At 69.9% G+C, this 25,155-nt stretch carries 23 protein-coding genes, 5 tRNA genes and 1 pseudogene; 17 read left to right on the top strand and 12 right to left on the bottom strand.

The annotated features are described in order from the left end of the window. The coding region (locus ACYVDG_RS18145; RefSeq protein WP_460753923.1) for a hypothetical protein at positions 1-262 on the bottom strand (262 nt) is incomplete at its 3' end. 238 nt (positions 263-500) lie between these two features. On the opposite strand from ACYVDG_RS18145, the gene ACYVDG_RS18140 reads away from it, so the two are divergent. The 3 genes from ACYVDG_RS18140 (at position 501) to ACYVDG_RS18130 (ending at position 2,760) form a co-directional block, all read left to right on the top strand. Further along, positions 501-1,361, top strand: coding sequence for a serine/threonine-protein kinase (locus ACYVDG_RS18140; RefSeq protein WP_460753920.1), 861 nt, complete (start codon positions 501-503; stop codon positions 1,359-1,361). A gap of 440 nt (positions 1,362-1,801) precedes the next feature. Next, a complete protein-coding gene (locus tag ACYVDG_RS18135; RefSeq protein ID WP_460753916.1) occupies positions 1,802-2,491 on the top strand; it encodes a hypothetical protein in 690 nt (229 codons plus the stop codon). Positions 2,492-2,601: 110 nt separating this feature from the next. Continuing rightward, positions 2,602-2,760, top strand: a complete 159-nt coding sequence (locus ACYVDG_RS18130; RefSeq protein WP_460753913.1) for a hypothetical protein — start codon at positions 2,602-2,604, stop codon at positions 2,758-2,760. A 90-nt stretch (positions 2,761-2,850) separates the two neighbouring features. Here ACYVDG_RS18130 and thrS read toward each other — a convergent pair whose 3' ends face one another. Then, entirely contained in the window at positions 2,851-4,824 is a 1,974-nt protein-coding gene (gene thrS, locus ACYVDG_RS18125) for a threonine--tRNA ligase (protein WP_460753910.1), read from the bottom strand. Between the two features lie 543 nt (positions 4,825-5,367). Here thrS and ACYVDG_RS18120 point away from each other — a divergent pair. Continuing rightward, positions 5,368-5,685: a PGPGW domain-containing protein gene (locus ACYVDG_RS18120; protein ID WP_460753907.1), complete on the top strand. Its 318-nt coding sequence runs from the start codon at positions 5,368-5,370 to the stop codon at positions 5,683-5,685. Between the two features lie 159 nt (positions 5,686-5,844). Here ACYVDG_RS18120 and ACYVDG_RS18115 read toward each other — a convergent pair. Next, a tRNA-Val gene (locus ACYVDG_RS18115) sits at positions 5,845-5,918 on the bottom strand. Positions 5,919-6,396: 478 nt separating this feature from the next. Between ACYVDG_RS18115 and ACYVDG_RS18110 the strand changes: the two genes are divergently transcribed. Further along, on the top strand, positions 6,397-6,819 hold the full coding sequence (locus ACYVDG_RS18110; RefSeq protein ID WP_460753904.1) for an SsgA family sporulation/cell division regulator: 423 nt from the start codon (positions 6,397-6,399) through the stop codon (positions 6,817-6,819). A gap of 178 nt (positions 6,820-6,997) precedes the next feature. Here ACYVDG_RS18110 and ACYVDG_RS18105 read toward each other — a convergent pair whose 3' ends face one another. Further along, on the bottom strand, positions 6,998-7,840 hold the full coding sequence (locus tag ACYVDG_RS18105) for an aminotransferase class IV (RefSeq protein WP_460753901.1): 843 nt from the start codon (positions 7,838-7,840) through the stop codon (positions 6,998-7,000). 402 nt (positions 7,841-8,242) lie between these two features. Between ACYVDG_RS18105 and ACYVDG_RS18100 the strand changes: the two genes are divergently transcribed. The 5 genes from ACYVDG_RS18100 to ACYVDG_RS18080 all read left to right on the top strand — a co-directional run bounded on the left by ACYVDG_RS18100 (position 8,243) and on the right by ACYVDG_RS18080 (position 9,249). Further along, the gene (locus ACYVDG_RS18100) at positions 8,243-8,668 is read left to right on the top strand and encodes a roadblock/LC7 domain-containing protein (protein ID WP_460753898.1); all 426 of its coding nucleotides are present in this window, start codon (positions 8,243-8,245) and stop codon (positions 8,666-8,668) included. Between the two features lie 153 nt (positions 8,669-8,821). Beyond that, positions 8,822-8,894, top strand: a tRNA-Gly gene (locus ACYVDG_RS18095). A 69-nt stretch (positions 8,895-8,963) separates the two neighbouring features. Next, a tRNA-Gly gene (locus ACYVDG_RS18090) sits at positions 8,964-9,036 on the top strand. A gap of 44 nt (positions 9,037-9,080) precedes the next feature. Then, a tRNA-Cys gene (locus ACYVDG_RS18085) sits at positions 9,081-9,155 on the top strand. 20 nt (positions 9,156-9,175) lie between these two features. Then, positions 9,176-9,249 (top strand) — tRNA-Val (locus ACYVDG_RS18080). 361 nt (positions 9,250-9,610) lie between these two features. Here ACYVDG_RS18080 and ACYVDG_RS18075 read toward each other — a convergent pair. Further along, positions 9,611-10,450 (bottom strand): NmrA family NAD(P)-binding protein, encoded by an 840-nt coding sequence (locus tag ACYVDG_RS18075; RefSeq protein WP_460753895.1) that lies wholly within the window; start codon positions 10,448-10,450, stop codon positions 9,611-9,613. After that, a complete protein-coding gene (locus ACYVDG_RS18070) occupies positions 10,447-10,872 on the bottom strand; it encodes a nuclear transport factor 2 family protein (protein ID WP_460753892.1) in 426 nt (141 codons plus the stop codon). The genes ACYVDG_RS18075 and ACYVDG_RS18070 overlap by 4 nt, the downstream gene beginning before the upstream one ends. A gap of 86 nt (positions 10,873-10,958) precedes the next feature. Between ACYVDG_RS18070 and ACYVDG_RS18065 the strand changes: the two genes are divergently transcribed. Further along, the gene (locus tag ACYVDG_RS18065; RefSeq protein WP_460753889.1) at positions 10,959-11,567 is read left to right on the top strand and encodes a TetR/AcrR family transcriptional regulator; all 609 of its coding nucleotides are present in this window, start codon (positions 10,959-10,961) and stop codon (positions 11,565-11,567) included. 26 nt (positions 11,568-11,593) lie between these two features. Here ACYVDG_RS18065 and ACYVDG_RS18060 read toward each other — a convergent pair whose 3' ends face one another. After that, positions 11,594-12,877: an AI-2E family transporter gene (locus tag ACYVDG_RS18060; RefSeq protein WP_460753886.1), complete on the bottom strand. Its 1,284-nt coding sequence runs from the start codon at positions 12,875-12,877 to the stop codon at positions 11,594-11,596. A 534-nt stretch (positions 12,878-13,411) separates the two neighbouring features. Between ACYVDG_RS18060 and ACYVDG_RS18055 the strand changes: the two genes are divergently transcribed. Further along, positions 13,412-14,086 (top strand): hypothetical protein, encoded by a 675-nt coding sequence (locus tag ACYVDG_RS18055; protein ID WP_460753882.1) that lies wholly within the window; start codon positions 13,412-13,414, stop codon positions 14,084-14,086. On the opposite strand, the gene ACYVDG_RS18050 is transcribed toward ACYVDG_RS18055, so the two are convergent. Continuing rightward, entirely contained in the window at positions 14,072-16,768 is a 2,697-nt protein-coding gene (locus tag ACYVDG_RS18050) for a LuxR C-terminal-related transcriptional regulator (RefSeq protein WP_460753879.1), read from the bottom strand. The two genes, ACYVDG_RS18055 and ACYVDG_RS18050, sit on opposite strands and share 15 nt — an antisense overlap. Before the next feature lie 157 nt (positions 16,769-16,925). Between ACYVDG_RS18050 and ACYVDG_RS18045 the strand changes: the two genes are divergently transcribed. After that, positions 16,926-17,585 carry an AMP-binding enzyme gene (locus tag ACYVDG_RS18045; protein WP_460753874.1) on the top strand — a complete coding sequence of 220 codons (660 nt, stop codon included), beginning with the start codon at positions 16,926-16,928 and terminating at the stop codon, positions 17,583-17,585. 20 nt (positions 17,586-17,605) lie between these two features. On the opposite strand, the gene ACYVDG_RS18040 is transcribed toward ACYVDG_RS18045, so the two are convergent. Continuing rightward, the gene (locus tag ACYVDG_RS18040; RefSeq protein WP_460753870.1) at positions 17,606-18,364 is read right to left on the bottom strand and encodes a DUF4184 family protein; all 759 of its coding nucleotides are present in this window, start codon (positions 18,362-18,364) and stop codon (positions 17,606-17,608) included. Between the two features lie 49 nt (positions 18,365-18,413). On the opposite strand from ACYVDG_RS18040, the gene ACYVDG_RS18035 reads away from it, so the two are divergent. Further along, positions 18,414-19,334, top strand: a complete 921-nt coding sequence (locus tag ACYVDG_RS18035; RefSeq protein ID WP_460753867.1) for an aminoglycoside phosphotransferase/kinase family protein — start codon at positions 18,414-18,416, stop codon at positions 19,332-19,334. Here the strand turns inward: ACYVDG_RS18035 and ACYVDG_RS18030 are convergent. Then, positions 19,331-20,086 (bottom strand): class I SAM-dependent methyltransferase, encoded by a 756-nt coding sequence (locus tag ACYVDG_RS18030; RefSeq protein WP_460753863.1) that lies wholly within the window; start codon positions 20,084-20,086, stop codon positions 19,331-19,333. The genes ACYVDG_RS18035 and ACYVDG_RS18030 overlap by 4 nt on opposite strands. A 605-nt stretch (positions 20,087-20,691) precedes the next feature. Between ACYVDG_RS18030 and ACYVDG_RS18025 the strand changes: the two genes are divergently transcribed. The 3 genes and pseudogenes from ACYVDG_RS18025 to ACYVDG_RS18015 form a co-directional block, all read left to right on the top strand. Next, a complete protein-coding gene (locus ACYVDG_RS18025; RefSeq protein ID WP_460753858.1) occupies positions 20,692-22,251 on the top strand; it encodes a BCCT family transporter in 1,560 nt (519 codons plus the stop codon). Between the two features lie 51 nt (positions 22,252-22,302). Next, the gene (locus tag ACYVDG_RS18020; RefSeq protein WP_460753930.1) at positions 22,303-23,295 is read left to right on the top strand and encodes a LacI family DNA-binding transcriptional regulator; all 993 of its coding nucleotides are present in this window, start codon (positions 22,303-22,305) and stop codon (positions 23,293-23,295) included. Further along, positions 23,288-23,614, top strand: a pseudogene (locus ACYVDG_RS18015) (ATP-binding cassette domain-containing protein); the annotation flags it as partial. The gene ACYVDG_RS18020 and the pseudogene ACYVDG_RS18015, both read left to right, overlap by 8 nt. A 56-nt stretch (positions 23,615-23,670) precedes the next feature. On the opposite strand, the gene ACYVDG_RS18010 reads toward ACYVDG_RS18015, so the two are convergent. Both ACYVDG_RS18010 and ACYVDG_RS18005 read right to left on the bottom strand, forming a co-directional pair. Beyond that, positions 23,671-24,867, bottom strand: coding sequence for a cytochrome P450 family protein (locus tag ACYVDG_RS18010; protein WP_460753854.1), 1,197 nt, complete (start codon positions 24,865-24,867; stop codon positions 23,671-23,673). 102 nt (positions 24,868-24,969) lie between these two features. Next, positions 24,970-25,107: a hypothetical protein gene (locus tag ACYVDG_RS18005; protein WP_460753851.1), complete on the bottom strand. Its 138-nt coding sequence runs from the start codon at positions 25,105-25,107 to the stop codon at positions 24,970-24,972. Positions 25,108-25,155 lie beyond the last annotated feature (48 nt).

The following is a 25,155-nucleotide window of genomic DNA, read 5'->3' as shown; positions in this document are numbered from 1 at the left end:
AGGACACAACGTTTCCTGATAGCCGCCGACCCGCCGTCGCAGCGAAGCGGGTCAAGGTGGAGCGCCCTCGACAGCGCGCCAGCGCTTCGACGGCGACGACCTTGACGCGCGCAGCGGAGACGGCCACAATCGGGCGGCGGGAAAGGAGGGAACCGTCAACCGACAGAAAAAGCCCAGCCAACAGAGGATCCCAGCCAAGAAGACCCCCATCCACAACACCATTCTTCGAAATATTTTTGGGGCCGCACTGTATGAATTTCATGGAAGCACCGCAGCTGGTCAAGGTCGACCCAAACACCGGCGCGGAGCACTCTCCTTTCCCTCCTCGGAGTGGGCGGCCCCCCTGCACACCTCCACCCGTTGGGCACGGGAACTCCCCTCACACCGAACACTCCGGGCCCCGGCGCATCCATCGTGCCGTGATCTCCGTGTGCGTGACGGTTCCGCCACTGAAAAGATGATCAACCCCCGCACGCCCTACCCCAGCGAGGTCCACCTCAGTGCCTCCTCCCCCCACCACCCCCTCTCCCGGGCCCGCCACGCCCCTCGGCGCGCACGACCCCGTCCGTCTGGGCCCGCACCGCCTCGTCGGGCGGCTCGCCTCCGGCGGCATGGGAACCGTCTACCTCGCCCGAACCCGCTTCGGCCGCCGCGTCGCGGTCAAGGCCGTGCACCCGGAACTGGCCGACGAACCGGAGTTCCGAGCCCGGTTCGCCCGGGAGATCGGCGCTCTGCACCGGCTCCGCACGCCGTACGTCCCCCGCTTCTACGGCGCCGATCCCCAGGCGGACATCCCCTGGCTGGCCACCGCCTACGTATCCGGACCGACCCTTCGCCGACAGGTGGAAGGGGCCGGCCCGCTGCGGGGAGGTGCCCTGACCGGGCTCGCCTCCGGGGTGGCCGCGGCCCTGGCCGACATCCACGGGGCCGGGCTGGTGCACCGCGACCTCAAACCGAGCAACGTCATCCTCTCCCCCGACGGACCCCGGGTCCTGGACTTCGGCCTCGCCCTCACGCTGGACGGCTCCGCCCGAGCTCAGCGCAGCGGGGGGACGGGCACCCCCGGCTGGATCGCGCCCGAGCGCCTCCGGGGCGCACCCGCCACCGCCGCCTCCGACGTGTTCTCCTGGGGCCAGCTCGCCGCCTTCGCCGCGACCGGCCGCAACCCCTTCGGGGCCGGGAACGCGGACACCGTCACCCAGCGGGTCCTGCGCGGTGACGTCACCCTCACCGGAGTCTCCGAGGAACTACTCTCCTTGGTGCGCGCGGCCCTCAGCCCGACCCCGGCGCACCGCCCCGCACCGGAACGGATCCTGCGGGTCCTGAGCGGCGCCCGCGGCGCCCGGAACCGCTCCCGGTAGTCACGGAGGGTTCCGCGACGGCGCGGCTCCTCCGCACCCCCGCCGCCCCTGGCCACTTCCGGCCACACATTGCCCTCTGCACGCGATGCGCGACCCTCCGAGCAGAACCACGCACGCCCCGGCAGCGGATACCGGCAGGGTCTGCGCTGGTCACGGCAGATTCCCGCATCCCCGCTGGCAGGGGCACCGCAGTTCGGTCACGGCGATCCACCAGCGACTGTGGGGCGGAAGTGGCTGGTAAACACCCAGGTTGCCAACCTGTTCCGAAGGGTTATCTGAGGTCGACACCAAGGGGTGACAAGCACCCACATTCAGCACAGAATGGACGCACAAGGCCAGTGCGGGCCCCCTGATGTCCGGGTTCGCCGCGACCCGGCCCGCCCCGGCGAGGCCGTTTCGGGTCCCTGGCCGCCTCACATTCCCCACCGGAGGAGCACCGGATGGAAGGCGCCCTGTCAGTGATCGCCCTGATCGCCGTGGTGGTGTCGGCCGGTGCGATCACGGTATCCGCGCACTTTCGCAAGGAGCGGGCCGCCGAACTGCGCGGGTGGGCCCGCGAACACGGGTGGGACTACACCGAGCACCACCCGCGTCCCCTGGAAGACACCACCCTGCCCCGGGCCGTGCAGGGCCGGAATCCGCGGGCCCAGCACGTCATCACCGGCCACCGCGGCCCGCACCAGGTCACCGCTTTCGAAGCCACCCACACCACGGCCCAGGCCGCGCGCCGCGCCACCGGGCAGGTCCGCCACACTTACCGCATCGTCGCCGTCCGCACCCCGGCTCCCGGAGCCGACCTCGAATTACGCCGACGCAACCTGGCGCACACGGTGTCCTCCGGAAACCCGGGCAGCCCGGAGGAGACCGACCGGGCCTTCGCCGATGCCTTCCACACCGTCAGTGACGACGACCACTTCACCCGGGCCATTCTGGGCCACGACACCGCCTTATGGATGCTGTCGGACCCCCGGTCGCGCGCCTTCCCGGTGCGTTTCAGCGGCGGACACGTCCTGACCTGGGCATCCATGGGACTAGACCCGGACCGTGCCATGACCGCGGCCGACTACCTGATCGACCTGTTGGACCGGATCCCCACCCACGCGTGGGAGCGCAACGCCACCGGCCCGTGAGGCACAGCGCATTCAGATCACAACTCCGTGTACACGAACCCGAAAATGCGGCCGGTGCGGGCGGGGCGGATAAAATCCGGCTTGCCCCAACGCACAAGGAGTACGACCGAATGAGCGACCCCAACGCCACCGCGAAGATCTCCCGGGAGGACCTCTTCCGCGACGACGAAGAGGAGACCGCAAACGACCCCAACGCCACCGCGAAGATCTCCCGGGAGGACCTCTTCAAGGAGGACAAGGCCCCCAAGAGCCTGCGTGAGCAGGACTGATCAAGTCCCTCCCGGATACTGCGGAGCGCCCGCCCCGACATGGGGACGGGCGCTCTCGGCGTTCCGGGGCCCTCGGCCGACCGGTCCCGCCTACGTGCGGTCGCGGACGGCAGCGATGATCTCGGCCACCGCCTCGTCCACCGGGACACCGTTGTTCTGCGAACCGTCGCGGTAGCGGAAGGACACGGCGTTCTTGCTGATGTCCTCGTCACCGGCCAACAGCATGAAGGGGATCTTCTGCTTCTGGGCGTTGCGGATCTTCTTCTGCATCCGGTCGTCGCTGGCGTCGACCTCGATCCGGATCCCCTCCGCGCGCAGCTTGGCGGCGACCTCCTGGAGGTAGGGGACGTGCTCGTCGGCGATGGGGATGCCCACCGCCTGGACCGGGGCCAGCCACGCCGGGAAGGCGCCCGCGTAGTGCTCCAGCAGGACGGCGAAGAACCGCTCGATGGAACCGAAGAGGGCGCGGTGGATCATCACCGGGCGCTGACGGGTGCCGTCGGCGGCGGTGTACTCCAGGTCGAAGCGCTCGGGCAGGTTGAAGTCCACCTGGATCGTGGACATCTGCCAGGTCCGGCCGATGGCGTCCTTGGCCTGGACGGAGACCTTCGGACCGTAGAAGGCCGCGCCGCCCGGGTCCAGGACCAGCTCCAGGCCCTGCTTCTCGGCTGCCCGGCGCAGCGCGTCGGTGGACTCCTCCCAGTTGGCGTCGTCCCCGATGTACTTCTCCGGGTCCTTGGTGGACAGCTCCAGGTAGAAGTCCTCCAACCCGTAGTCGCGCAGCAGGTCCAGCACGAAGGTGAGCAGCGAGTCGAGCTCGTCCGCCATCTGCTCCTTGGTGCAGTAGATGTGCGCGTCGTCCTGGGTGAACCCGCGGGCACGGGTGAGGCCGTGCACCACGCCCGACTTCTCGTACCGGTACACGGTGCCGAACTCGAACATGCGCAGCGGCAGCTCGCGGTAGGAGCGGCCGCGCGCGTCGAAGATCAGGTTGTGCATCGGGCAGTTCATCGGCTTCAGGTAGTAGTCCTGGCCGCCGTCGAGCTGCATGGGCGGGTACATGCCGTCCGCGTACCAGTCGAGGTGGCCCGACTTCTCGAACAGGGCGCTCTTGGTCGCGTGCGGGGAATAGACGAACTCGTAGCCGGCCTCCTCGTGGCGCTTGCGCGAGTAGTCCTCCATCACCCGGCGGATGATGCCGCCCTTGGGGTGGAAGACCGCCAGGCCGGAGCCGATCTCGTCCGGGATGGAGAACAGGTCGAGTTCCGAGCCGAGCCTGCGGTGGTCGCGCTTCTCGGCCTCCTCCAGGAAGGTCAGGTACTCCTTGAGCCGGTCCTTGTTCTCCCACGCGGTGCCGTACACGCGCTGCAGCTGCGGGTTGGTCTCCTTGCCGCGCCAGTAGGCGGCGGCGGTGCGCATGAGCTTGAACGCCGGGATCGCCTTGGTGGTGGGCACGTGCGGCCCGCGGCACAGGTCCTTCCAGCACAGCTCGCCGGTGCGCGGGTGGACGTTGTCGTAGATGGTGAGCTCGCCGGCGCCGACCTCGGCGGAGGCGCCTTCGGCTGCCTCGGCGGCACCGCCCTTGAGGCCGATGAGCTCCAGCTTGTAGGGCTCGGTGGCCAGCTCGGCGTGCGCGGCCTCGTCCGAGACCGCACGGCGGTCGAAGCGCTGCCCCTGCTTGACGATCTGCTGCATCTTCTTCTCGATGCTCTTGAGATCGGCCGGGGTGAAGGGCTCGGCCACGTCGAAGTCGTAGTAGAAGCCGTTCTCGACGGGCGGGCCGATGCCCAGCTTGGCCTCGGGGAAGAGCTCCTGGACGGCCTGGGCGAGGACGTGCGCGGTGGAGTGGCGCAGGATCGCCCGCCCCTCGTCGGAGTCGACCGCGATCGGCTCGACGGCGTCGCCGTCGGAGAGCTCGAGGGCCAGGTCTCTGGGCTCACCGTTGACCATGGCGGCGATGACCGTCCGGCCGTCCGCCTCCAGCGCCTGCCCGGCGGTAGTCGTGGCCGCCACCGCACGCGGGGTTCCGGCGAGGGTGATGTGCAGCTCAGACGCGGCGGACACGGTGACTCCTAGGGATACGTCGATGTCGTGGATACGAACCGGCCGCCGCCAACCGCGGCGAGGCCTTTCGCACCCCCGATGCTATCGGCTCAGCCGCGGGGTCGCTTCTGGTTGTCCACAGGCCGGGCGGGAGCGGGCGGAGCAAGGCCACGTGGGACGGGACCGCCTGATTCGGCCAGGGAATTCGGCCTGACGCGCCAGCGGGTCCCCCGTGCTCCACGGGTCGGCACCGAAGCACTGCAGAGCGGACACACCGGCCAAGAACAGAAGGTTCTGTCATGGAACATCACGTATCCGTGGGTTTTTCCACAGGTGATGTGCCAACCATTGATCGAGCCCTCTCGATCGGTGACAATCAGCAGACATCCGACCACGCCCCCGAGTTCGACCCGAATGCAGCCAGTCGCATCGACCGAATACTGTGAGCGCATGTCACCGAGCCCACCGAACGGCCCTCCGGCCCCGGAGACATCCCCCTCTCACCATGCCCGCAGACGCCGGTGGAGGCGGCTGCGCGCCCGGCTCCGCCTGTTCCGCAGACGCATGCACACCCATCCGGCTCTGCACCTGCCGTGGCGCATCCTGGTCGGCACCGTGGGCACCGTCATCGCCCTCGCTGGCGTCGTCATGCTGGTGATCCCCGGCCCCGGCATCGCCTCGATCCTGCTCGGGCTGGTCATCCTCAGCACCGAGTTCCGCTGGGCCCACCGGCTGCTGCGTCCCGTGCGGGTGTGGGCCCGCAAGGGCGAGAGGTGGTTCCTACGCACCAAGAACGAGTACCTGGAGCGCCGCCGCGAGCAAAAGGCCGCCAAGGCCGAGCGCCGAGGACGGAACACTCCCCCCGACCCGGCCGCCGAGTAGGCCGAGGAGACCGCCGATAAGGCACGGACGTTTCCCTTCCCGACCAGCCTCCGAAACCCGCTCCTCCGCGCAGTGGCGCACGTTGCTCGGGCTTGACCGGACCAAAACCAAAAAAGAGGGGCCGTCTCCGTACGATACGGAGACGGCCCTTGCTTTCTGTGGGCGATACTGGACTCGAACCAGTGACCTCATCGGTGTGAACGATGCGCTCTAGCCAACTGAGCTAATCGCCCCTTGGGCTGCTGCCCTGTCCGCCCTCTCGGCCGGACAAGAAAAACTCTAGCGCATGTTCGGGAGTGGTCAACGCACCCGAACCCGCCCAGCAGCACCACAGGCACGTGACGGAGGTCACACAACGCGATCAGTCGGGCCCCACAGGATTTCTTTGCCGCCCGCGATCCCCGCAATGAGTAGGAGTTCCCGCCCTCGTGAACCCTCCCGAGACGACCGCGGATTGACCTGCGCGTGACACGGGACACCCATCATGGGGAAATCTTTGGTTTCTCCTGGTCATTACAGTGACGAAGGATCGTGGTGCCGCCCCGCGGCGCGCTGGCCCCGCTGGGCGGGCAGCGAGACCTCCGGTCCCACCGACCAAGAAAGTCTCCGTACTCACGTCATAGTCCGCGGGTAACCGCGTTGGAGCGAGTGAGACGGCAACCGGCCCGTGACCCAGGACTACTGGGCCGGACGAGAAAAGGTTTGGCGAACATGAACAGTAGCGACACCACTGCCACCGCCGAGCTGGGCCTGCGACTCGTGGTCCCGGAGCGCACCTCGGTTCCCCTGGTCGCACAACTCGACTACAGCTCTGACGACCCTTACGCGATCCGCGTCGCCTTCCACACCGGCGAGGACAACCCCGTCGAGTGGATCTTCGCGCGCGAGCTCCTCACCGTGGGCATCGTGCGCCCGGTCGGCGAAGGCGACGTCCGCGTGTGGCCCTCCAAGGACGAGAGCGGAGACCGCTCCGTCAGCATCGCGCTCTCCTCGCCCTTCGGCCAGGCCGAGTTCGACACCCAGGTCTCGCCCCTGGCCGAGTTCCTCCACCGCACCTACGAGATCGTCCCGGCCGGGCAGGAAGCCCAGTTCGTGGACCTCGACGAGGAGATCCAGCAGCACCTCCACTCCTAGGGCCTGCTCTTGGAGCATTCCGCGCTCACACCCAGGGGGCGGCATGGACGCCATAGGGGGACGGCGCCTGGGCGCCGTCCCCCGTTTCCTGTTCTCCGAGTGCCGCCGGTTCTCCGCGTGGCACCCTGATCCTCCGCGTTCCCGAGCAGGAGAGGCACCGCTCACGGAGCGAAAGCGGTCACGGATCCAGGTCCGCCGCGGAGCGTTCCGCGAACACCGCCATGGCCTTCGCCGTCACCGGCCCCGGCTCCGCCGACACCCGCAGCTCGTCGATGTGCAGGATCGGCTGCACGTCACGGCCGGTCGAGGTCAGGAACGCCTCGGTGATGTCCGGGAGCCGCTCCATCGGAACGTCCTCTTCCTCACCGCCGAACCACTCCAGCACGAGCTCCCGGGTGATGCCCGCCAGCGGACCCGCTGACAGCGAGGGGGTGACGAGCCTGCCGTCGAGCACCACGAAGATGTTGCTGCCCGTGCCCTCGCACAGGTTGCCGCTGATGTTGCGGAAGATCGCCTCGGATCCGCCCCGCTCGCGCGCGTAGGCCAGGGCGCGCACGTTGTCGGCGTAGGAAGTGGTCTTCAGCCCAGCCAGCGCACCGAATTCGTTGCGCGGCCAAGGGGCCACGGCCACGTCCGTGACCGGCGCGATCGCGGGGAAGGGACCCAGCGCCACGATCACGGTCTGTTCACCCTCGGCGCGGTCCGAACCGAGCGGTCCGGTACCGTCCGTGACGGTGATCCGCACCCGGGCGTCGGTCAGCTCCGGGTTGGCCGCCACGGCCTGGGCGACGCCGTCCGCGACCAGGTCCAGGTCGGGCTCGTCCATGCCCAGGCCGCGCGCCGAGCGGGCCAGGCGCTTCAGGTGCCGGGTGAGCGCGAACGGCCTCCCGTTCTGCGCGCGCACCGTCTCGAAGACCCCGTCTCCAACGGTGATGCCGTGGTCGGCCACCGGGATGCGCGCGTCCTCCTGTTCCAGCACGGCTCCGCGGCCATAGCCGGCGCCGGCGATCCACACCCTCATTCCAACCCCCACATTCTCGAAGGCCCCTGGTGGGGCCGGTACTTCCGCGAATCCTCCCACTGTCGGCCGCCTTCTCGCCCGGTGATCCGCCACCTCCGCCGTACCCGCAGCGCCCCGCCTTGGCAAGTCCCCTGTCCAGCACCGGCCGCTGGTCCGGTCGGTCCGTTCCCGTCACCCTTGCGTCACCACTGGTCACAGCGCGCGGCCTCCGAGAGTGGCCCACCCGGAAGACACGATGGCGAGCGGACAGATAAGTTACGAATGGCTATCATCTGGGCAACGCTTACGCGGGGCCGGTGATAGCCGCCCCGAGCCGCCTCCCCCGGCCGGTGCACGCGACGTGTCCCGCAACGCGCGTGTGCCAGTCGCGCACGTCCCACCTCAGACAGAGCAAAGAGAGACATGACCCCATCGAGCACCGCCCGCGGCGAACTCAGCTGGCTGCTGGACGACCTCCTGACGCGGGCCACCGGCACGCAGCACGCCATCGTCCTGTCCACCGACGGCCTCCTCATGGCCACCTCCAGCGAACTCGACCGCCCGGCCGCCGAGCACCTCTCCGCGATCGCCTCAGGGCTCCACAGCCTCGCGGGAGGCGCGAGCAAGCAGTTCTCCGCCGGCAACATCCGGCAGAGCATCATCGAGATGGACCGCGCCTTCCTCTTCGTGGCCGCCGCCGGTGAGGGTGCCTGCATGGCACTCATGTCGGACGCCGACAGCGACGTGGGGCTGATCGCCTACGAGATGAACAAGGTGATCGAGAGGGTCGGGCAGTACCTCTCCGCACCGCCCCGGCCCGACATGCCCTCCTCTCCCCACCTGGAGTAGGCGCCGCTGCCACGGCGGGCCACCAGGCCTGCCAAGGCAGCACGCTGACCGCTGGGAAGACCGATTTCGCACTTCCCCCAACATCCGCTAGAGTTCTTAACGCAGCGAGGGACGCGGCACCGGGAAGACCGGGGCCCGCCCCACATTCGCCGCGCGGACGTAGCTCAGCTGGTAGAGCATCACCTTGCCAAGGTGAGGGTCGCGGGTTCGAATCCCGTCGTCCGCTCGAACGATTCGCATCGCGCCGCCTCAGGTGGCACAATCGGATCGGGCCTGGGAGCACCTCCCAGACCACGCGGACGTAGCTCAGCTGGTAGAGCATCACCTTGCCAAGGTGAGGGTCGCGGGTTCGAATCCCGTCGTCCGCTCGGAGAATGGCACGCATGGGTGCCGCTCGGCTCCCCGTGCTCCTGCCGGAGTGGCCGAGTGGTTGAGGCAAGGGACTGCAAATCCCTGCACACGGGTTCGATTCCCGTCTCCGGCTCCACGCGCACCATAATTCCATAAGGGCGATTAGCTCAGTTGGCTAGAGCACTACCTCGACACGGTAGGGGTCACAGGTTCGAGTCCTGTATCGCCCACAAGCGGGCCCGTGCGGTCGGTCGCAAAGCGACCGACCTCACGGGCCGCACTGCTTTCTGGGGGACGACCTCCAAACCTCCGATCAGGCAGCACCACAGGCCGGAGAGTGATCTGCCTGTAGCGGCGAAGATGACCATCCCGCCTTGGGAGATATCTGGAAGATCGACGTCGAAGCGTGTTCGACGCCCGGGCGCTGGCGGCGGCCGACCGCCGCCAGGGCGAGCAGGAGCACGACGAAGGCGACGGCGTCCCCTCAGCAAGGCGCTGACCGGGATTCGTCCGTGGGCTCAGTGCCTTCCGAGCCCGGGTACGTCCTGATCACGAGCGGCGAGCGGGCAATGGAGCCGGGGCCGAGCTGCTTCAGTCCATCTCTCGTTCGAGGTGAACGCGGAAACTGCGCGCGGGTCGACCCGTGAGGCGCTGAACGGTATCGGTGATGCGGTCCTCCGCCCCCTCGGCGATGGCACGGTCCATGCCAGCCAGCATCGAGGCGAACTCCAGCGGCACCTGCGCTGTGAGGCGATCGCGCATCTGATCGTAGGACAGGCGGTGGTGGTCCACGGGTCGGCCGGTGACCTGGGTGATGGTGGTGGCAATGTCGTCGTAGCTGAGCGCCTCCGGCCCGGTGAGGACGAGATCGGTGTTGGGGGCGTGTTCATCGGTCAGAGCGTGGACAGCGACGGCCGCGATGTCCTCACCGTCGACGAATCCGACCCGGCCGCTCCCGGCCGCGGTCCAGATGGCGCCTTCTTCACGGATGCTCACGGCATGCGCGTGCGTGCCGGTGAAGTTCTGCATGAACCACGAGGGCCGCAGCACCGCCCACTGTTCGAACAGATCGGGCAGGGCCTGGTGCACTGTTCCCACCGCCGGGCCGCCTTCGGGGATGGCCGAGGAACTGAGGAGTACCGCACGGTGCACGCCGGCGGTGTGGGCCTGCCGGAGAAACGGCAACATGACCGCAGCCGGGTCGGCGTCGCCTACGGGCGGTATCAGGTAGACACGGTCGGCTCCGTCGAGGGCGGCGGCGTGGGTGGCGGGTTCGTACCAGTCGAAGGCGACCGGCTCCGCGCCGGGGACGCTGGTGGCGCGACGGCTGGCGGCCTTGGCGCGGTGGCCAGCGGCTGACAGCTGCGCCGCGGTGCGGCTGCCGGTGGTGCCGGTGGCGCCGATGACCAAAGTGGTTCCGGTGGTGGTCATCGGTTGCTCCTGGTGAAATCGGTACCGGGTTCGAGGACGGCGAGGGGGTTCCAGTAGTCGCGGTAGGAGGTGAAGTGCCCGTCCCGGACTGTGACGACGGCGATGTAGGTCATGTCGAAGGGGCGGTCGGACTCCACCAGGCGGCCGACGCCGCGCATCTCGACCACGATGGTCTCGGGATCGGTGTTCTGGTGGATCCGCAGTTCGGGGAAGTCATGGAGGTCGATGTGGTCCGGGTAGTGGCGCATGTACTCGGCGATGGCCTCCCTGCCCTCCAGGCGCTTCGGCCAGCCGTCAGGGGCGAAGGGAAACTCCATGAGGCCGTCCTCGGCCCACAGGGCGACCCACGCGGGAATGTCCTTGTCCAGCAATAGGCGCAGGCTTTGGCGGTAGAGGTCCGCCGGAGAAGTCGACGCAGACATGGGTATCCTCCATCTCATAGAATACGGACCTTGGGTCCGCTTTAACGATACGGACCATGGGTCCGCTTTGCAAACGGAGGTGCAGCATGCCCGAGCGCAAACCCCGCAAGGATGCCGCCCGTAACCGGCAGGCCGTCCTCGCGGCCGCCGACGCTCTCTTCTCCCGCTGCGAGAGCCCGGAAGGCGTCACCTTGGCCTCCATCGCAGCGGAGGCCGGCGTCGGTAAGGGCACGCTCTTCCGGGCCTTCGGCGACCGCACCGGACTGGTGCGCGCGCTCTACCGAGCGCGGTTGGAACCGGTCAGGGAGGCCGTTGAAACCGGACCTCCGCCCTTGGGGCCAGGGACTCCGCCGCAGCAGCGCGTACCTGCCCTGCTCGACACCCTTCTGTGCTTCAAACTCGACAACCGCCCCCTCATGCTGGTCTTGGAGGAAGGCGGGAGCAGCAGCCCCTACCAGGCGGATCACTACGAGCGTTGGCACGGCCTGCTGGACACCATGCTGGGGCAGATCCCCGGCCTGACCGACAGCGGCTTCACCGCTCACGCCCTGCTCGCAGCCACCCGAGCCGATCTTGTCGAGCATCTGGCCGGGCATGAGGGTCTGCCGCGCGAGAGGATGCGGGCGCAATTGGCGAACTTCACTGCCAGAGTCCTGGACTCCGACCCGGTGCGGGGCCTGGCGAACGAGAGCTGATCAAGGTCCGGGGAGCCGACAACCGATCACGTGTTGCCTCCGTCCGGTGCGTCTGTCGGGGAGGAACGATGTGCGGAACCCTCCTTCCCCGGCTTCCTCTCGTCCGACGATCCCTGGGGTGCGGTCTCCGAGTGTGCTGTCGGCCTGTTGCGCAGCAGCGCGGCGAGCACCGCGGCGACGGGGGTGGCCAGGAACAGGCCCGCGACACCGCCGAGGATCCCGCCCGTGGTGAGGGCGATCAGGACTACGGCCGACGGCAACTCCAGGGCCTGGCCGTAGATCCGCGGGGCGAAGACGTTGCTTTCCAACTGCTGCACGAGGATCACGGCTGCGAGCACGACCAGCGCCACGATCCAGTTCTCGGTGACCAAGGCGACGAGAACGGAGATGAGACCGCTCAGGAACGCGCCGATGACCGGGAGGAAGGCGCCCACGAAGGTGAGCACGATCAGCGGAACCGCCAGGCCGGTGTCGAGGAAGATCAGAAGCACGATGCCGATGCCGAGGGCGTCGAAGAGGCCCACCAGCGCCACGCCCCGCACGTAGCGGCCCATCACCCCGTATGAGACCCGCGAGGTGTGGCGGAAGGCCGGTCGGGAGCGGGGCGGCAGGAGTGCGGAGACCCAGTCCATGAGCTTGTCGCCCGAATGCACGAAGTAGATGGTCAGGACGATGATCAGCACGATGCCGAGCACGACTCGGGTCACTGCGGTCGTCGCGGTCCAAGCACCGGTGAGGATCTGGTCGGTGTTGTCCGTGACCTGGGACCGGATCTGGTCCCAGGCGTTCTCGATCGCGGCCGTGAGCAGAGCGGGGTCGAGCCCGAAGGGCAGGTCCAGGTCCTGGAGTTGCGCGACCGCCTGGTTGACGCTGTCCACCAGGTCCTCGAAACTCGCGACGGCCGGGGTCACGATCAAGGTGACGGCAAGGGTGTACACCGCAAGAGCGACCAGCAGGGTGATCGCCGTGGACGGGCCCCGGCCGAACCCGCGGGGCTTGATCAGGTTGGGACGGCGCAGCCAGTTGGCCAGCGGCATCAGCAGCGCCGTGAGGAATACCGCAATGATCACCGGGAGCGTGACCACCGACAGGTAGGTGAGCGCGTAGACCAGCAGGCCTGCCACCACGCCGATGACCAGCAACCGCCAGGCCGCATCGCTCACGGTCCGCAGGAGGTCGCCGGCCCGCGCGTCGTCCTCGGTCTCCGGGACCCCGTCGGCGGCCTCGGGCTCGTCCTGCTCGGCACGGGCCCGGCGGGCGGCGTTCCACTTGCTCTTCAGTTTCCCTGCTCCCGGCAACTGGGGTCGCACATGGGCTCCGTTCTCTGAGCGGTGCGGGAACGTCCGGGAGAGGCTCGTGGGGTTCGGGCCGCTCAGTCGTCATCCGCGCGGTGTGTGGTCATTGCGTGCCTCCTTCGAGGCCCTGGCCCGTGCTGAAGAGGTCGACGGCCCTCTCCCCGACCATGGGTCGCGAGCGCGCTGGCCCCGTGGCCCTGTCAGGAGCGCCGAGGCCTCCACGGCCCTCAGGCCCGCCAGGTCGAATACACGCCACCCGGGGTCGGCCACCGTGCCGACAGCGTCGGCCGACGCCGGGTGGTACAGAGTCTGCCCGGACCTGTGTGTCCGGGCCGGGAGGTCGGACTCGAAGCCCGAGACCGGCGTGTCGCCGTACGGCACCGCGACCTGCCCCGCCACCGTCGAATCCGCGGCGGTCCCCTGCGGTGCGGATGCCGGCAAGGATGCTGTCCCGGTCCGCGGCCGCCGCCGGGAGTTGGCACGGCGCAGCGGTGAACGCCAGTCACCTGACCGATGTCCGCGTGCGGAGACGCCGCCTAACGTACGGGCATGAGCGAGAACTCCCACGCGGGCGCCCGCGCCACGGACCGGCCTCCGAACTTCCAGGCTCCGAACACCGACCTGGTGGTATCCAGCGCATGGGTCCTGAGGACTCCGGAGCGTCAGCGCGCCGCCGCGGACGCCTTGGTGGAGTCCTGGCGCTCCAGCGACTGGCCGCCGTGCCTGCACTCCTACAGCATCCTCATCGGGACCGACGGGTCCACGCTGCACCACTACTCCCGGTGGGAGGGTGAACGGGCGTTCGCAGACTTCCAGGCGCGACAGCGGGACGAAAGGGTCGCCCCCGTCGACGAGAGCGTCCCCGGCATCGTCCGCCAAGGGCTCCAGCGCTACCGGCCGTACCGCGGCACCCAAGTATCAGAACCGACCGTGAGCCCCGGGACCGTCGTCATCGTGACCGGCACCTTCGCCAACAGCACGGAGATCAAGGCCTTCATCGACGGCATGCTCGACTCCGACACCCCGGACGACGAACCCACCGGTTCCGACGGCCTAGTGTCGGCCCACTTCCACGTGAGCCTCGACGGCACCGGACTCCTCAACTACGCCCAGTGGACCGATGACGTGGCCTACCGGAAAGGTATGGGGCTGGGCAGCGGAGACCAGCTTCCGCCCGGGGTGGGGACGTTCCGTCTCCACGCGACACTGCTACCAAAGGGTTGACCCCGGAGTGACGTGTGCCGCGAGCTCGCGGCGCGAGGACACACCGAGCTTCGGGTAGGCCCCGTAAAGGTGGTGGCCGACGGTGCGCGGGCTCAGGAACAGGCGCGCGCCGATTTCCCGGTTGGTCAGGCCTGCCGCCGCGAGCCGCACCACCTGGAGTTCTTGCGGAGTGAGCCGCGCGGCGGGGGCCGGCGCGTGTACGTCGGCCCCGCGGGTCTCCCCCGAGGCGCGCAGTTCTCCCCGGGCCCGTTCCACCCAGGGTGCGGCCCCGATCCGGTCGAAGCCCTCCAGGGCGGTGCGTAGCTGTGTCCGGGCGTCGGCGTGCCTGCGCGAGCGTCGGAGCCACTCCCCGTAAAGCAGGGTGGCATGGGCGTTGAGGAAACCGGCCGGACCCTCGGCCTGGGCGGCTCGGTACAGGTCTTCGTCGTCCCGGAGGAGGGCACGGCATTGCAGGGCCATCGCCCGCAGGCCATGCCCCTCGGAGCGCAGCCAGGGCTCCAGCAGCGCGGCGGCCCTCTCACCGCGCTCCCGTTCGCCCAGCCGGACGGCGGCTTCGACCATGAGGGGGACGCTGCCCAGCGCTCCCCCTTCGGTCCCCTGGACCCACAGCAGCCGTTCCATCCGCCCCAGGGCCGCTTCATAATGTCCGAGTCCCAGGTCCAGCAGGGCCAGGGCGCCAACGGCCTGACCCTGGCTGGGCACAACCGCGTGTTCGAGCGGTTCCTTCGCGAGCCGCGCGCACCGTTCCGCGTCCCCCTTCATGGCCGCGATCTCCGCGAGGAGGGCGGACAACTCCAAGCGCGGCTGCCACTGGCCGGTCCCCTCCGCAGCGGTGATACCTTCGTGAGCCGTCGATTCCGCGTCGGCGTAGCGCCCTCGGGCGTGCAGGCACCGAGCCAGGACCATCAGGACCTCGGGAAGGATCGAGACGGCCCCGTGCTCCCGGCACTCCCGTTCCAGACGCAGGGCGAGGCGGCGCGCCGCGCGGAAGTCACCCAGGGCCAGCCTCAGCCGGGCGAGGAGTAGGCGGTCGCGGGGATCCTGAGCGCCGACCAGCCCGGCCTCGACCTCCGGAGGGATCCGCGCTACCGCCCCTTCCCGGGTTCGGCTCACCGCTAGGACGGCGTGCGCCAGCCACTGGATGTGTTCCGCTTCGGCGAGTCCCATTGCCTTGTCCCCGATGAGTCGGACGCGGGCGAAGTCGCTGTCGGACCAGGCCATCCGCAGGGCGAACCGCAGCAGCTCGGCGACCCTGGAAACGGGTGCGGTGTCGGCGGCGTCCAGGAGGAGGTCGGCCGCCACCTCCGGCCGCCCCAGCCCGTTGTTGATCAGTGCCCGGATCCAGGCGACCTCCACGGCGACCTTCGGGTCCTCGACCGGGCCGAGCCTGTCGACGAGTCCCGCGGCCCGGCCAAGCCCGCCGGAGTCCGCTTCAGCCCGTGCGGCGAGGACCGTGCGCCGGAGGCGCCGCGCCCCGTCCGCGCTGAGTTCCGCGGCCCTGAGATAGGCGGGCGCGGCCGCCGAGACCCCACCGCTCCCGCGTGCACGCTCGGCCGTACGGTCCAGCAGTCGGGCCACGTCCTCGTCCGGGCCGCTGGCGGCTGCGGCCAGGTGCCAGGCGCGCCGGTCAGGCTCCGATGCGGGGAGGGCTTCGGCGATGGCTCGGTGCGCGGCCACCCAGTCGCCCAGGGGCGCCGCCCACCGCGCGGCGGAACGGATGAGCGGGTGGCGGAACGCGATCCGGCCGTCACTGGCGAGCACCAGGTCCTGTTCCTCGGCGGGGCGCAGGTCCGCGGCATCGAGTCCCAGGCTTTCGGCCGCGCCCAGAACCGTGTACAGGCGGCCGGTCTGCTCCGCCGCCGCCACGGTGAGCAGCCGCCGTGTCCGCTCCGGAAGCGAGGCGACGGCCCGCGTGAAGGTCTTCTGCAACCGCTGATCCAGCAGTTCTGGGGCGTGGTCCGTGCCGCTGCGATACCTCGACAGCACGTGCAGTGCCAGCGGGTTGCCCTCGGCTTCGTCAAGGACGCTGGCCCGGTCGGCACCCGAGAGGTTGGGGGCGGCGCCGTCGAGCACCGCCGATGCGGCGACGGGGTTCAGTCCCGTCAATCGCATCTCCCGCAGTCCGGGGGTGGCGGAGACCGGCGCGTGTGGTTCGCGGACCGCGAAGAGGAACGCCACTCGCTCCGCTGAGAGCCGACGCGCCGTGAACAGCAGGGCGTCGACGGATGCACTGTCCAGGAACTGGGCGTCGTCTACCAGGCACAGCAGCGGCTGTTCCTCCGCAGCCTCCGACAGTAGCGTGAGCACGGCCAGACCCACGAGGAATGACCGCTCCGAAATCTCCGGCCCCCCGGCCATCTCGGTCTCCGGCGTCCCCGCTACCTCGCCCATCCCCATGGCCGTTCCGAGCGCGCGTGCCTGCGGTGCGAGGAGCGCGGCGACGCGTTCGACCTGTCGGCCCAGCAGGGCGTGCACTCCGGCGTGGGGAAGCTCGCTCTCCGTCTCGATACCCGCGGTACGCAGCACCCGCATGCCGGACGCGCTGCGCTCGGCGTGGTCGAGCAGCGCCGACTTGCCGATCCCGGCCGGCCCCCGAATCACCAGTGCGGCACCGTCCCCGCGCACGGCGGCGGCGAGGATTGCGTCGAGGGTCCCTGCTTCCTCGTGGCGGCCGTGCAGCATGGCGGCATGATATCGAGCCCTTCAGGCCGTGGCTGTCCGCGGTTACCCCGTCAGGGCGCTCGTCCGACACAGGACCAGGCACGCAACCCTCTGGCGGCCGCGTCGACACTCTCTCAGACCGGAATCACGGGGCCGGTTGGCGCCAGACTTCCAACAGGTGGGGGCGGGCGTCGCGGGTTTCGGGGGTGGCGGCGGCGTTCAGCAGCAGCGCGGTCTGCCCCTGGTCACCCTGGGCATCCCCGGCGACACGGAGGACAAGCTGGTCGAACGCGACGGCTACCCCTGGCCGGGGATGGACATCCGCGTCGTGGACGAGACCGGAACTCCGATGCCCGCCGGCCACGAAGGCCGCCTCCAGGTACGGGGGCCGTTCTTGTTCGTGGGCTACGCGGATCGGCCCCGCATGACCGAGGCTTCCTTCGAGGACGGCTGGTTCGACAGCGGAGACCTGGCCGTCATCGACGCCGACGGGTACCTGAGCATCTCCGGCCGCACCAAGGACGTCATCATCCGCGGCGGTGAGAACATCCCCGTCTCCTACGTCGAGAACGTCCTGACCGAACACCCCCGGATCGACACGGTGGCCGTCGTGGGCGTACCCGACCCGCGCCTGCAGGAACGCGCCTGCGCGGTGGTCGTGCTCAAGCCCGGTGCCACGGGTCTCGACTTCGAGGACATGCAGGCCTTCCTCGCCCAGAAGGGTGTGGCCAAGCCCTACTGGCCCGAACACCTGGACATCGCCCCAGCCCTGCCCCGCACCGCGAGCGGCAAGATCCAGAAGTACCGCCTGCGCGACGAGGTCAGGCAACGGCTGTAACGGAGACTGAGAGCAACGGATCAGGGCACCCGAGCGGTCAAGCGGCCTTCCGACCGGGCCGCCACCACCGCTCCCGCGATCGACGTGGCGATCAGGGCCGCCCACAGCAGTCGAGCCGCCAGGATGTGCAGGCCACCCAGCCAGGGAAGCAGGAGGGCCGGGACCAGCGCGGCGGTCGCCACGCCGAGAACCACCGCCCACCACAGCCCCGCGTGCGGCGGCGTCGGCGGGTCAGTGGGCGGGCGACCGTGCCAGCGCGGCAGCAGGCGCCGGGAGCCGACGGCCACGGCCATCGCGGCGACGGCGAGCGTGCCCACCACCCCGGAGGCGTACTGGGCCAGCTGGTACCAGGGCAGGCCGGCCACGGCCTCCTCCGCCATTCCGGGCCACAGGCGCGGCGCCCCGGTGTCGTGGGTGAAGAAGTCCCACAGGATGTGCGAGGCGGCGCCCAGCAGCGCCGAGGAGAGCGTCACCCACCAGCGGTGGCGGACCTGGGCACAGCCCGCGTAGTCGCGGATGCGCAGTACGCCCAGGTCCGGCAGGTAGGCGGCGCCACGGAGGGCGAAGCGCCGCAGCAGCCAGGACACGGCCAGCGTGACCGGCAGGCACCAGTACAGCAGCGCAGCCGGGGTGTGCGAGGGGATCTCGATCCAGGCGATGAAGGCGTAGGCCAGGTCGGGGGAGACGGAGCCGACCACCAGGGCCACCCCGTCGAAACCGCGCGGCCAGCGCAGCTTCACTACCGCCACCGCTTGGTGCGCGGGAACTGTCACCGGCATGCAGGAATTCTAGGGCGTCGGGCCCGGCGGGCATGGCATAGTCCCCATCATGGCCGAGGACGATCTGCCGGAGTGGTTGCCGGAGTGGTGCCTGGAGCACCTGGGTGCGGCACCCACCGATGCGCTGTTCCGGACGCGGAGCATCTCAACGGTGTTCGGCCTCCGGTTGGCCGACGGCACGGAGGCCGTGGTCAAGGCGCGCGAGGTCGACGGTCGGGCCGTGTCGTGCGTCGCGGCCCAGGCGCGGTTGGCCGCGCGCGGGCTTCCGTGCGCCCGGCCGCGCACACCGGTGACCGGGGTCGGTTCGCTGGCCGTGCACGCCGAGGAGTACCGCCCCGGCGGCGACGTGCTGCGCGGGGACTCGCCGGACGCGGCCGTGCGCTACGCGGAGGTGTTCGGTCAGCTGATGGCCGCACTGGCCGACGTGGCCGTCGCACCGCCCCTACCGAACCCGCGCTGGGCGCGCTGGGACCACACGGATCCCGGGGTGTGGCCGACGGTCGGGTTCCTCGACGGGCAGGACCAGGGCACCGTACCCGCGTATGTCGTCGACACGGCCGAGCGGGTCCGCGGGCGGCTCCTGGCCGCCGACCTGCCGTGCGTTCTCGGCCACGCCGATTTCGAGGCGCAGAACCTGCGGTGGCACGGCAGCGATGTGTGGGCGGTGCACGACTGGGACAGCCTGGCCTGGCAACCGGAGGCGGCGCTGGCGGGGGCGGCGAGCGGGGCGTTCCCCAGCACCGGGCCGTCCACGCTGGCGCCGGTCGAGAGTTCCGAGGCGTTCCTGGCCGCCTACCAGGACGTCCGGGGTCGCCCGTTCACGGCCGCAGAGCAGGAGGTCGCGTGGGCGGCCAGCCTGTGGGCGGCGGCGCACAACGCCCGGTGGGAGGCGCTGCACGGCGACGCACCGATGTCCGGCGCCCCGCTCCGGGCACAGGCGACCGAACGCCTCCGCCGGGCGAACGCCTAATCCGCGGTCGAGGTGACCAGCCGCAGGCCGACATCGTAGGCAGCGAGGTCACGGAGCTCGCCGTGCGAAGCGTCCCAGGTTCCGTCGGTGAGGTCTCGAGAAAGCGCGTCGAGCCCGTTACGGAGTACGTGGTCGGGCATCCTCGCGAAGCCGGACGTGGCGGCACGGGCAGCAGGGTCGAGCACGCGTTCGGGGTGCGCCCAGAACGCGACCAGCATGCCGTCGGGCGTATCCCTGCTCAGCGGGACGGTCTCCACCCGGGTGTCGCCGCCCAGCCACTGTTCGACGAGCCCGAGGTCGGGGAAGTTCGTCCGGTCCAGTTCGGCGATGCCCGGGAAGTAGTCCCGGAACAGCCACCAACCGGTCGAGACGGACGCGTCCAGCGTCAGAACGGCCACCGGGCCCCTGGCGACACGGCGCATCTCGCGCACGCCGCGCTCCAGCTCGTCGTCCCAGTGGTGCAGGGTCAGAACCGCCATCGCAGCGTCGAAACTATCGTCCCGGAACGGGAGGGATCCGGCAGTGGAGCGCACCGCCGGTGCGCGGCCGGTCGGCCGCTGTTCGGCCATCACATCGCTGGGTTCGACGGGAACCACGTAGCGGTCGTCCGGTTCATAGGATCCGGTCCCCGCCCCGACGTTGATCACGGTGCGGGCATCTCCGAGAGCCCGGTGGATCCGTTCGCGGATGTCCGGATCCTCACGCCGGTGTTCAGCGTAACCGTGACCGATCGCGTCGTACCGCGCACTCATCCTGGGTGCCCCCGTTCAGGCGGTTGAATTGCAGCGACTCAACCACATCCGCCGCCCCGCGAGAAGCCTCGCTTCCAGCACCTCACCTGCCCCGTCCCCTCACCGCAGCGACCTCTCCCCTCCGGCAGAACGGGTGTCCTCTCCCACACCCCGGGTGGGCGCATCTGCCCTCCGGTTGCAAGTATTCTCGCCCGGAGACTCCGGACCCTCCTTCACCTGGGACTTCTCGACGGTCTCGCAGCGCACGAGGGGCCACGAAGGTGTCTAACGCGGCCGCTCCCGGTTGAGCGCCGACAACGTTCGCGTCGCGGAGTCACTCCGCGGTGCTTTCCACACTTCCCTGGGCCCGGCGACGGTCGTCTCGGTGACGACCGTCGCGTTCTGCTGCACGGCCCGCACACGGCACGAAAGGCGAGTCACCGGACACGCACGTCTGAGAGACCTCCCGAAATCCTTGCGCCCCATCCTTTCGAACAGGAAGTTCGCGCCCTTGAAATCCGTCCCCGGCGCTTGGACAGCCGAAGACCTCGGTTCCCTGCCGTACAAGACATCGCGCGATGTGACACCACTCCGTGCACTCCGCGTCGCGAGAGAAGAGTCGACCCATGAATGACGCCACGACCGCCCGTAGAACCGTCGGGGTGGTCTTCTGGGCCTCCCTCTCCATCGCGGCACTGTTCGTGGCCTGGGGAGTCGCGGCCCCGGACCACCAGATGGCGTCCATGAGCACCGCCCTGAACTGGGTCACCGGCAGGTTCGGCTGGGCGTACCTGCTCCTCCCCCTCCTGCTCCTGGCGCTCCTGGTCGGGCTGGCCTGCAGCCGCTACGGACGCGTCCGGCTGGGCTCCGACGACGACCGGCCCGAGTTCGCCACACATACTTGGATCGCCATGATCCTGTGCGCCGTGATGGGCATCGGCCTGGTCTCCTACGGCGTTGCCGAACCGATCTCGCACTTCGCCACGCCGCCCCACGGCCTGGCCGAGCCGGGAACACCCCAGGCGGCGGTCCTCGCACTCCAGTACTCCTTCTACGACTGGGGGCTGCACGCGTGGGCGATCTTCGCGGTCTTCGGCCTGGCACTGGGCTACTCGATGTACCGCAAGAAGCGCCCCGGGTTGGTCAGTGCCCTGTTCCGACCACTGCTGGGCCGGCACGCCGACGGCCCGGTCGGCAAGGCCATCGACGTCTTCACGGTCTTCGCCACCCTGTTCGGGACCACGACCTCGCTCGGTCTGGGAGCCCTGCAGATCGACAACGGCCTGAACCGCCTCCTGGGCACCCCCACCGGGACCACCACCCAGGCCGTCATCGTGGTCGTGGTCACGGTCCTTTTCAGCCTCTCGGCCGCGTCGGGCGTCAAGCGGGGCATCCGCTACACCAGCGAGATCAACCTCTCCGTCGCCTCCCTGCTCTTCGTGTTCGTGCTCTTCCTCGGCCCGACGGCCTTCCTGGTCTCGCTGTTCCTGGAGTCCCTCGGCCAGTACGGCAACGAGTTCCTCCTGATGAGCCTGCGCGGCCCCGCTTTCGGTGACACCGAGTGGATGCAGGGCTGGACCTACTTCATGATGGCCTGGTGGGTGTCCTGGGGCGCCTTCGTCGGCGTGTTCCTGGCGCGCATCTCGCGCGGGCGCACCATCCGGCAGTTCATCCTGGTCGTCCTGGGCATGCCCAGCCTGGCCTTCTTCACCTGGTTCTCGGTGTTCGGCGGTTCGGCGATCGAGCTGGACATGAACCACGGCACGGACATCGCGGGCGCCACCGCGCAGGAGATCAACAGCGCCTTCTTCGCGACCCTGGCCGAGTTCCCCCTCCCCACGGTCACGGCGGCGCTGGTGGTGATCCTGGCGGTGCTCTTCTTCGTCTCGGGCGCCGACGCGAACACCTACGTGCTGAGCATGCTCACCACGCACGGCTCCCTCGCGCCCCGGACGCCGATCCTGCTGCTGTGGGGCGCGATGACGGGGGCCCTGGCGATCATCCTCCTGTACTCGGGAGGACTCGACGCCCTGCAGCAGACGGTCATCGTCACCTCAGCGCCCTTCCTCGTCGTCATCGTGGGCGTGGTCGTGTGCTTCCTGCGCGACCTGAGGACCGAAGGGACGGTGGAAGCGGCCGCCCCACCGCGGCAACCGGCACAGGCGGAATCGGAAGCCACCGTGTGACCACGGCGGTCGGCGCTCCCACCGTCGGAGCGCCGGCCGCACCCTCCGGGCCTGTCCGTCGCGACGGTCTCCCGGGCACTCAACGGGCAGACCTCGGTCAGCGACGCGGCCAGAGCGAAGGTCCTCGCTGCCGCCGCAACCCTCGGGTACCGGCCCAACGTCGTGGCGCGCTCACTGCGCACCGACCGGACCAGGACCATCGGCCTGGTTATCAGCGACGTCCTCAACCCGCACTTCACCGAACTCGCCCGATCCGTGGAGGAGGAGGCCCGGGCCCTCGGGTACAGCGTCATCATCGGCAACGCCGACGAGCGGGCCGAACTCGAGGACGACCACGTCCGCGTCCTGCTGGAGCGGCGCATCGACGGGCTCCTCGTCTCCCCCGCCGACGGCCACTCCCCCAGCACCGTCGCCGCGGCCGCCGGACCGACACCGGTGGTCTTCGTGGACCGCTGGATCTCCGACACCGACGCCCCCGTAGTGCGCGCCGACGGGCGCAAGGCGATCCTGGACCTGGTCGCCCACCTGCACTCCCTGGGCCAGCGCAAACTCGCCATCATCGCCGGGCCCGCGGCCACGACCACCGGACGCGAACGCGTGGACGCCTTCCGCGAAGCCCTGTCCGCCCACGGGATCCCGCTCCCGGACTCCTACATCGGCCGGGGCGACTTCCAGGCCGAGAGCGGACGCGTGGCCACCGAACGCTTCCTCGACCTGCCCGAGCCCCCGGATGCCGTCTTCGCCACCGACAACCTGATGGCCCGGGGGGCACTCGACGCGATCCGGGGCCGCGGTCTGCGCGTGCCCGACGACATCGGCCTGGCCGCGTTCGACGACATCCCCTGGTTCCCGCACACCGACCCGCCGATCACGGCGATCGCCCAGCCCACGGCAGAGCTGGGCCGGGTGGCGGTCAAGGCCCTGGTCGATCTCATCGGCGGCGAACCAGCACGGTCGACCGTCCTGCCCGCCCGCCTCGTCGTAAGCCGATCCTGCGGCGAGCCCGAACCGCCAGCCCCGACCGGAGGAGCCACACGTGAGTAGTCCGGAAGAACTGCTGCGCATCGAGGGCGTACGCAAGGCCTTCCCGGGCGTGGTCGCGCTCGACAACGTCGACTTCGACCTGCGCCGCGGCGAGGTCCACGTCCTGCTGGGTGAGAACGGGGCCGGAAAGAGCACGCTCATCAAGGTCCTCTCCGGCGCGCACCTGCCCGACCGGGGGCGCGTCCTCGTCGAGGGACGGGAGACCGTCATCCGGGACGCCCAGGACGCCGAACGCCAGGGCATCGCCACCATCTACCAGGAGTTCAACCTCGTCCCCGACGTGACGGTGGCCGACCACACGTGTTTTCGCTCCACCATCCGCTCCGCCTCTTTCCGGACGCGGGCCACGGCGGGCTTCGCCCGGTTCCCGCCCGGTCAGGAGATCGGGTGCGGGACGGCGGGGAGCTCCGCGTATCCGTTGACCAGTAGCGAGGGGACCTTCGCCGGGTCCCGGCCCGCCGGGGCGAGCGTGATGGCGGGCAGAGCCGCGAACAGCTCCTCCAAGGCGACGCGGGCCTCCATCCGGGCCAGGTGCGCCCCCACGCAGAAGTGCGCGCCGTGGCCGAAGGCCAGATGCTCCTTGGAGGGGCGGTCCGGGTCGAAGGCCTCAGGGGAGTCGGGGTGCAGGCGCGGGTCCCGGCCGGAGGAGCCGAAGGCGACCAGGATGGGCTCGCCTTGGGCGATGACCACTCCCCCGCCGAGGTCGATGTCCTCCACCGCGTACCGCAGCGGCACGTACTTGGTGGGCGGATCGCGGCGCAGGGACTCCTCCACCACCTCCTCAACCGCCAGTTCCCCGGCGGCCAGGCGCTCCCGGTACTCGGGGTGGGTGAGCAGAGCGTGCACCGCGCTGGTGATGAGGTTGACCGCGGTCTCGAAACCGGCCCCGATCACGAGGGTCAGCATGCCGACCAGCTCGCCGTAGGACAGGGGTTCGCCGCTCTCCGGGGCGAGCAGGTCGCTGGTGAGGTCCGCGCCGGGACGGGCTCGCCGGTTCTCTACCAGGATGTCCAAGCAGGCCATCAGTTCCCGCTGACCGGCCAGGACCTCCTCGGGTCCGGCTGTGGTGTCCACACCGGTGTCCACGGCGGCGCCGAGACGCTCCCGAAGGTCCTCGGGGACACCGAAGAGTTCGCTGATCACCCCCATCGTCAGCGGACGGGACAGCGCGGCCCGCAGGTCGACCTCCTGACCCGGTTCGACGCGGGCTAGGTCGGCGACGAGCCCCCGTGCCCGCTCACGGACGGTGTCCTCCATGCGGCGCACCCGGCTCGGGGTGAACGCGGGGGTGACCAGTCGGCGCAGGCGCCGTTGCTCGTCCCCGTAACGGTTGATGAAGCCGTCCAGGAGGACGAGCCGGGCGAGCGACCAGTCCTCCCCGACCTTGTCGTGATCGGGCCAGTGCGCCCTGAAGTCCCGGGAGACCCGTGGGTCGGCCAGTAAGTCTTTGACCAGTTCGTGCCGGGTGACGGCCCAGGCGACCACGCCCCCGGGGAGTTCGACGCGGTGCGCGGGCCCTCCCGCACGCAGCCGGGTGGTCTCTTCGTGGAAACCCGTCCCGTCCGTGCGCAAGCGGTAGGGGCAGCCTGAGGTCTCGGAGTTGGCGGGCGGGGAGATGGCAGCCTCCTGAAGGCCGAGGGGGCTGGGGCGGATCCGGTGATGCTCCCACTCGTTCTACGTCGCCGCGCGGGCGCTGACAACGCCCCCGGCCGGTTGTGGCCCGGCCGTCCCCTCCGCGGCGTACCGCATGGCGATGTCCCCGGCCAGATCGGCCAGCCGGTGTGCGAGGGCCAGGTCCCAGTTGTCCCGCATCGCTCTCCTTTCCTCCCGGAGAGTCCCGCCGCACAGACGGGGGTACTT

It is taken from the genome of Nocardiopsis oceani (assembly GCF_054777395.1).
Note: the sequence above shows the minus strand (reverse complement) of the source record. Positions and strands in the feature narration are given on the sequence as shown.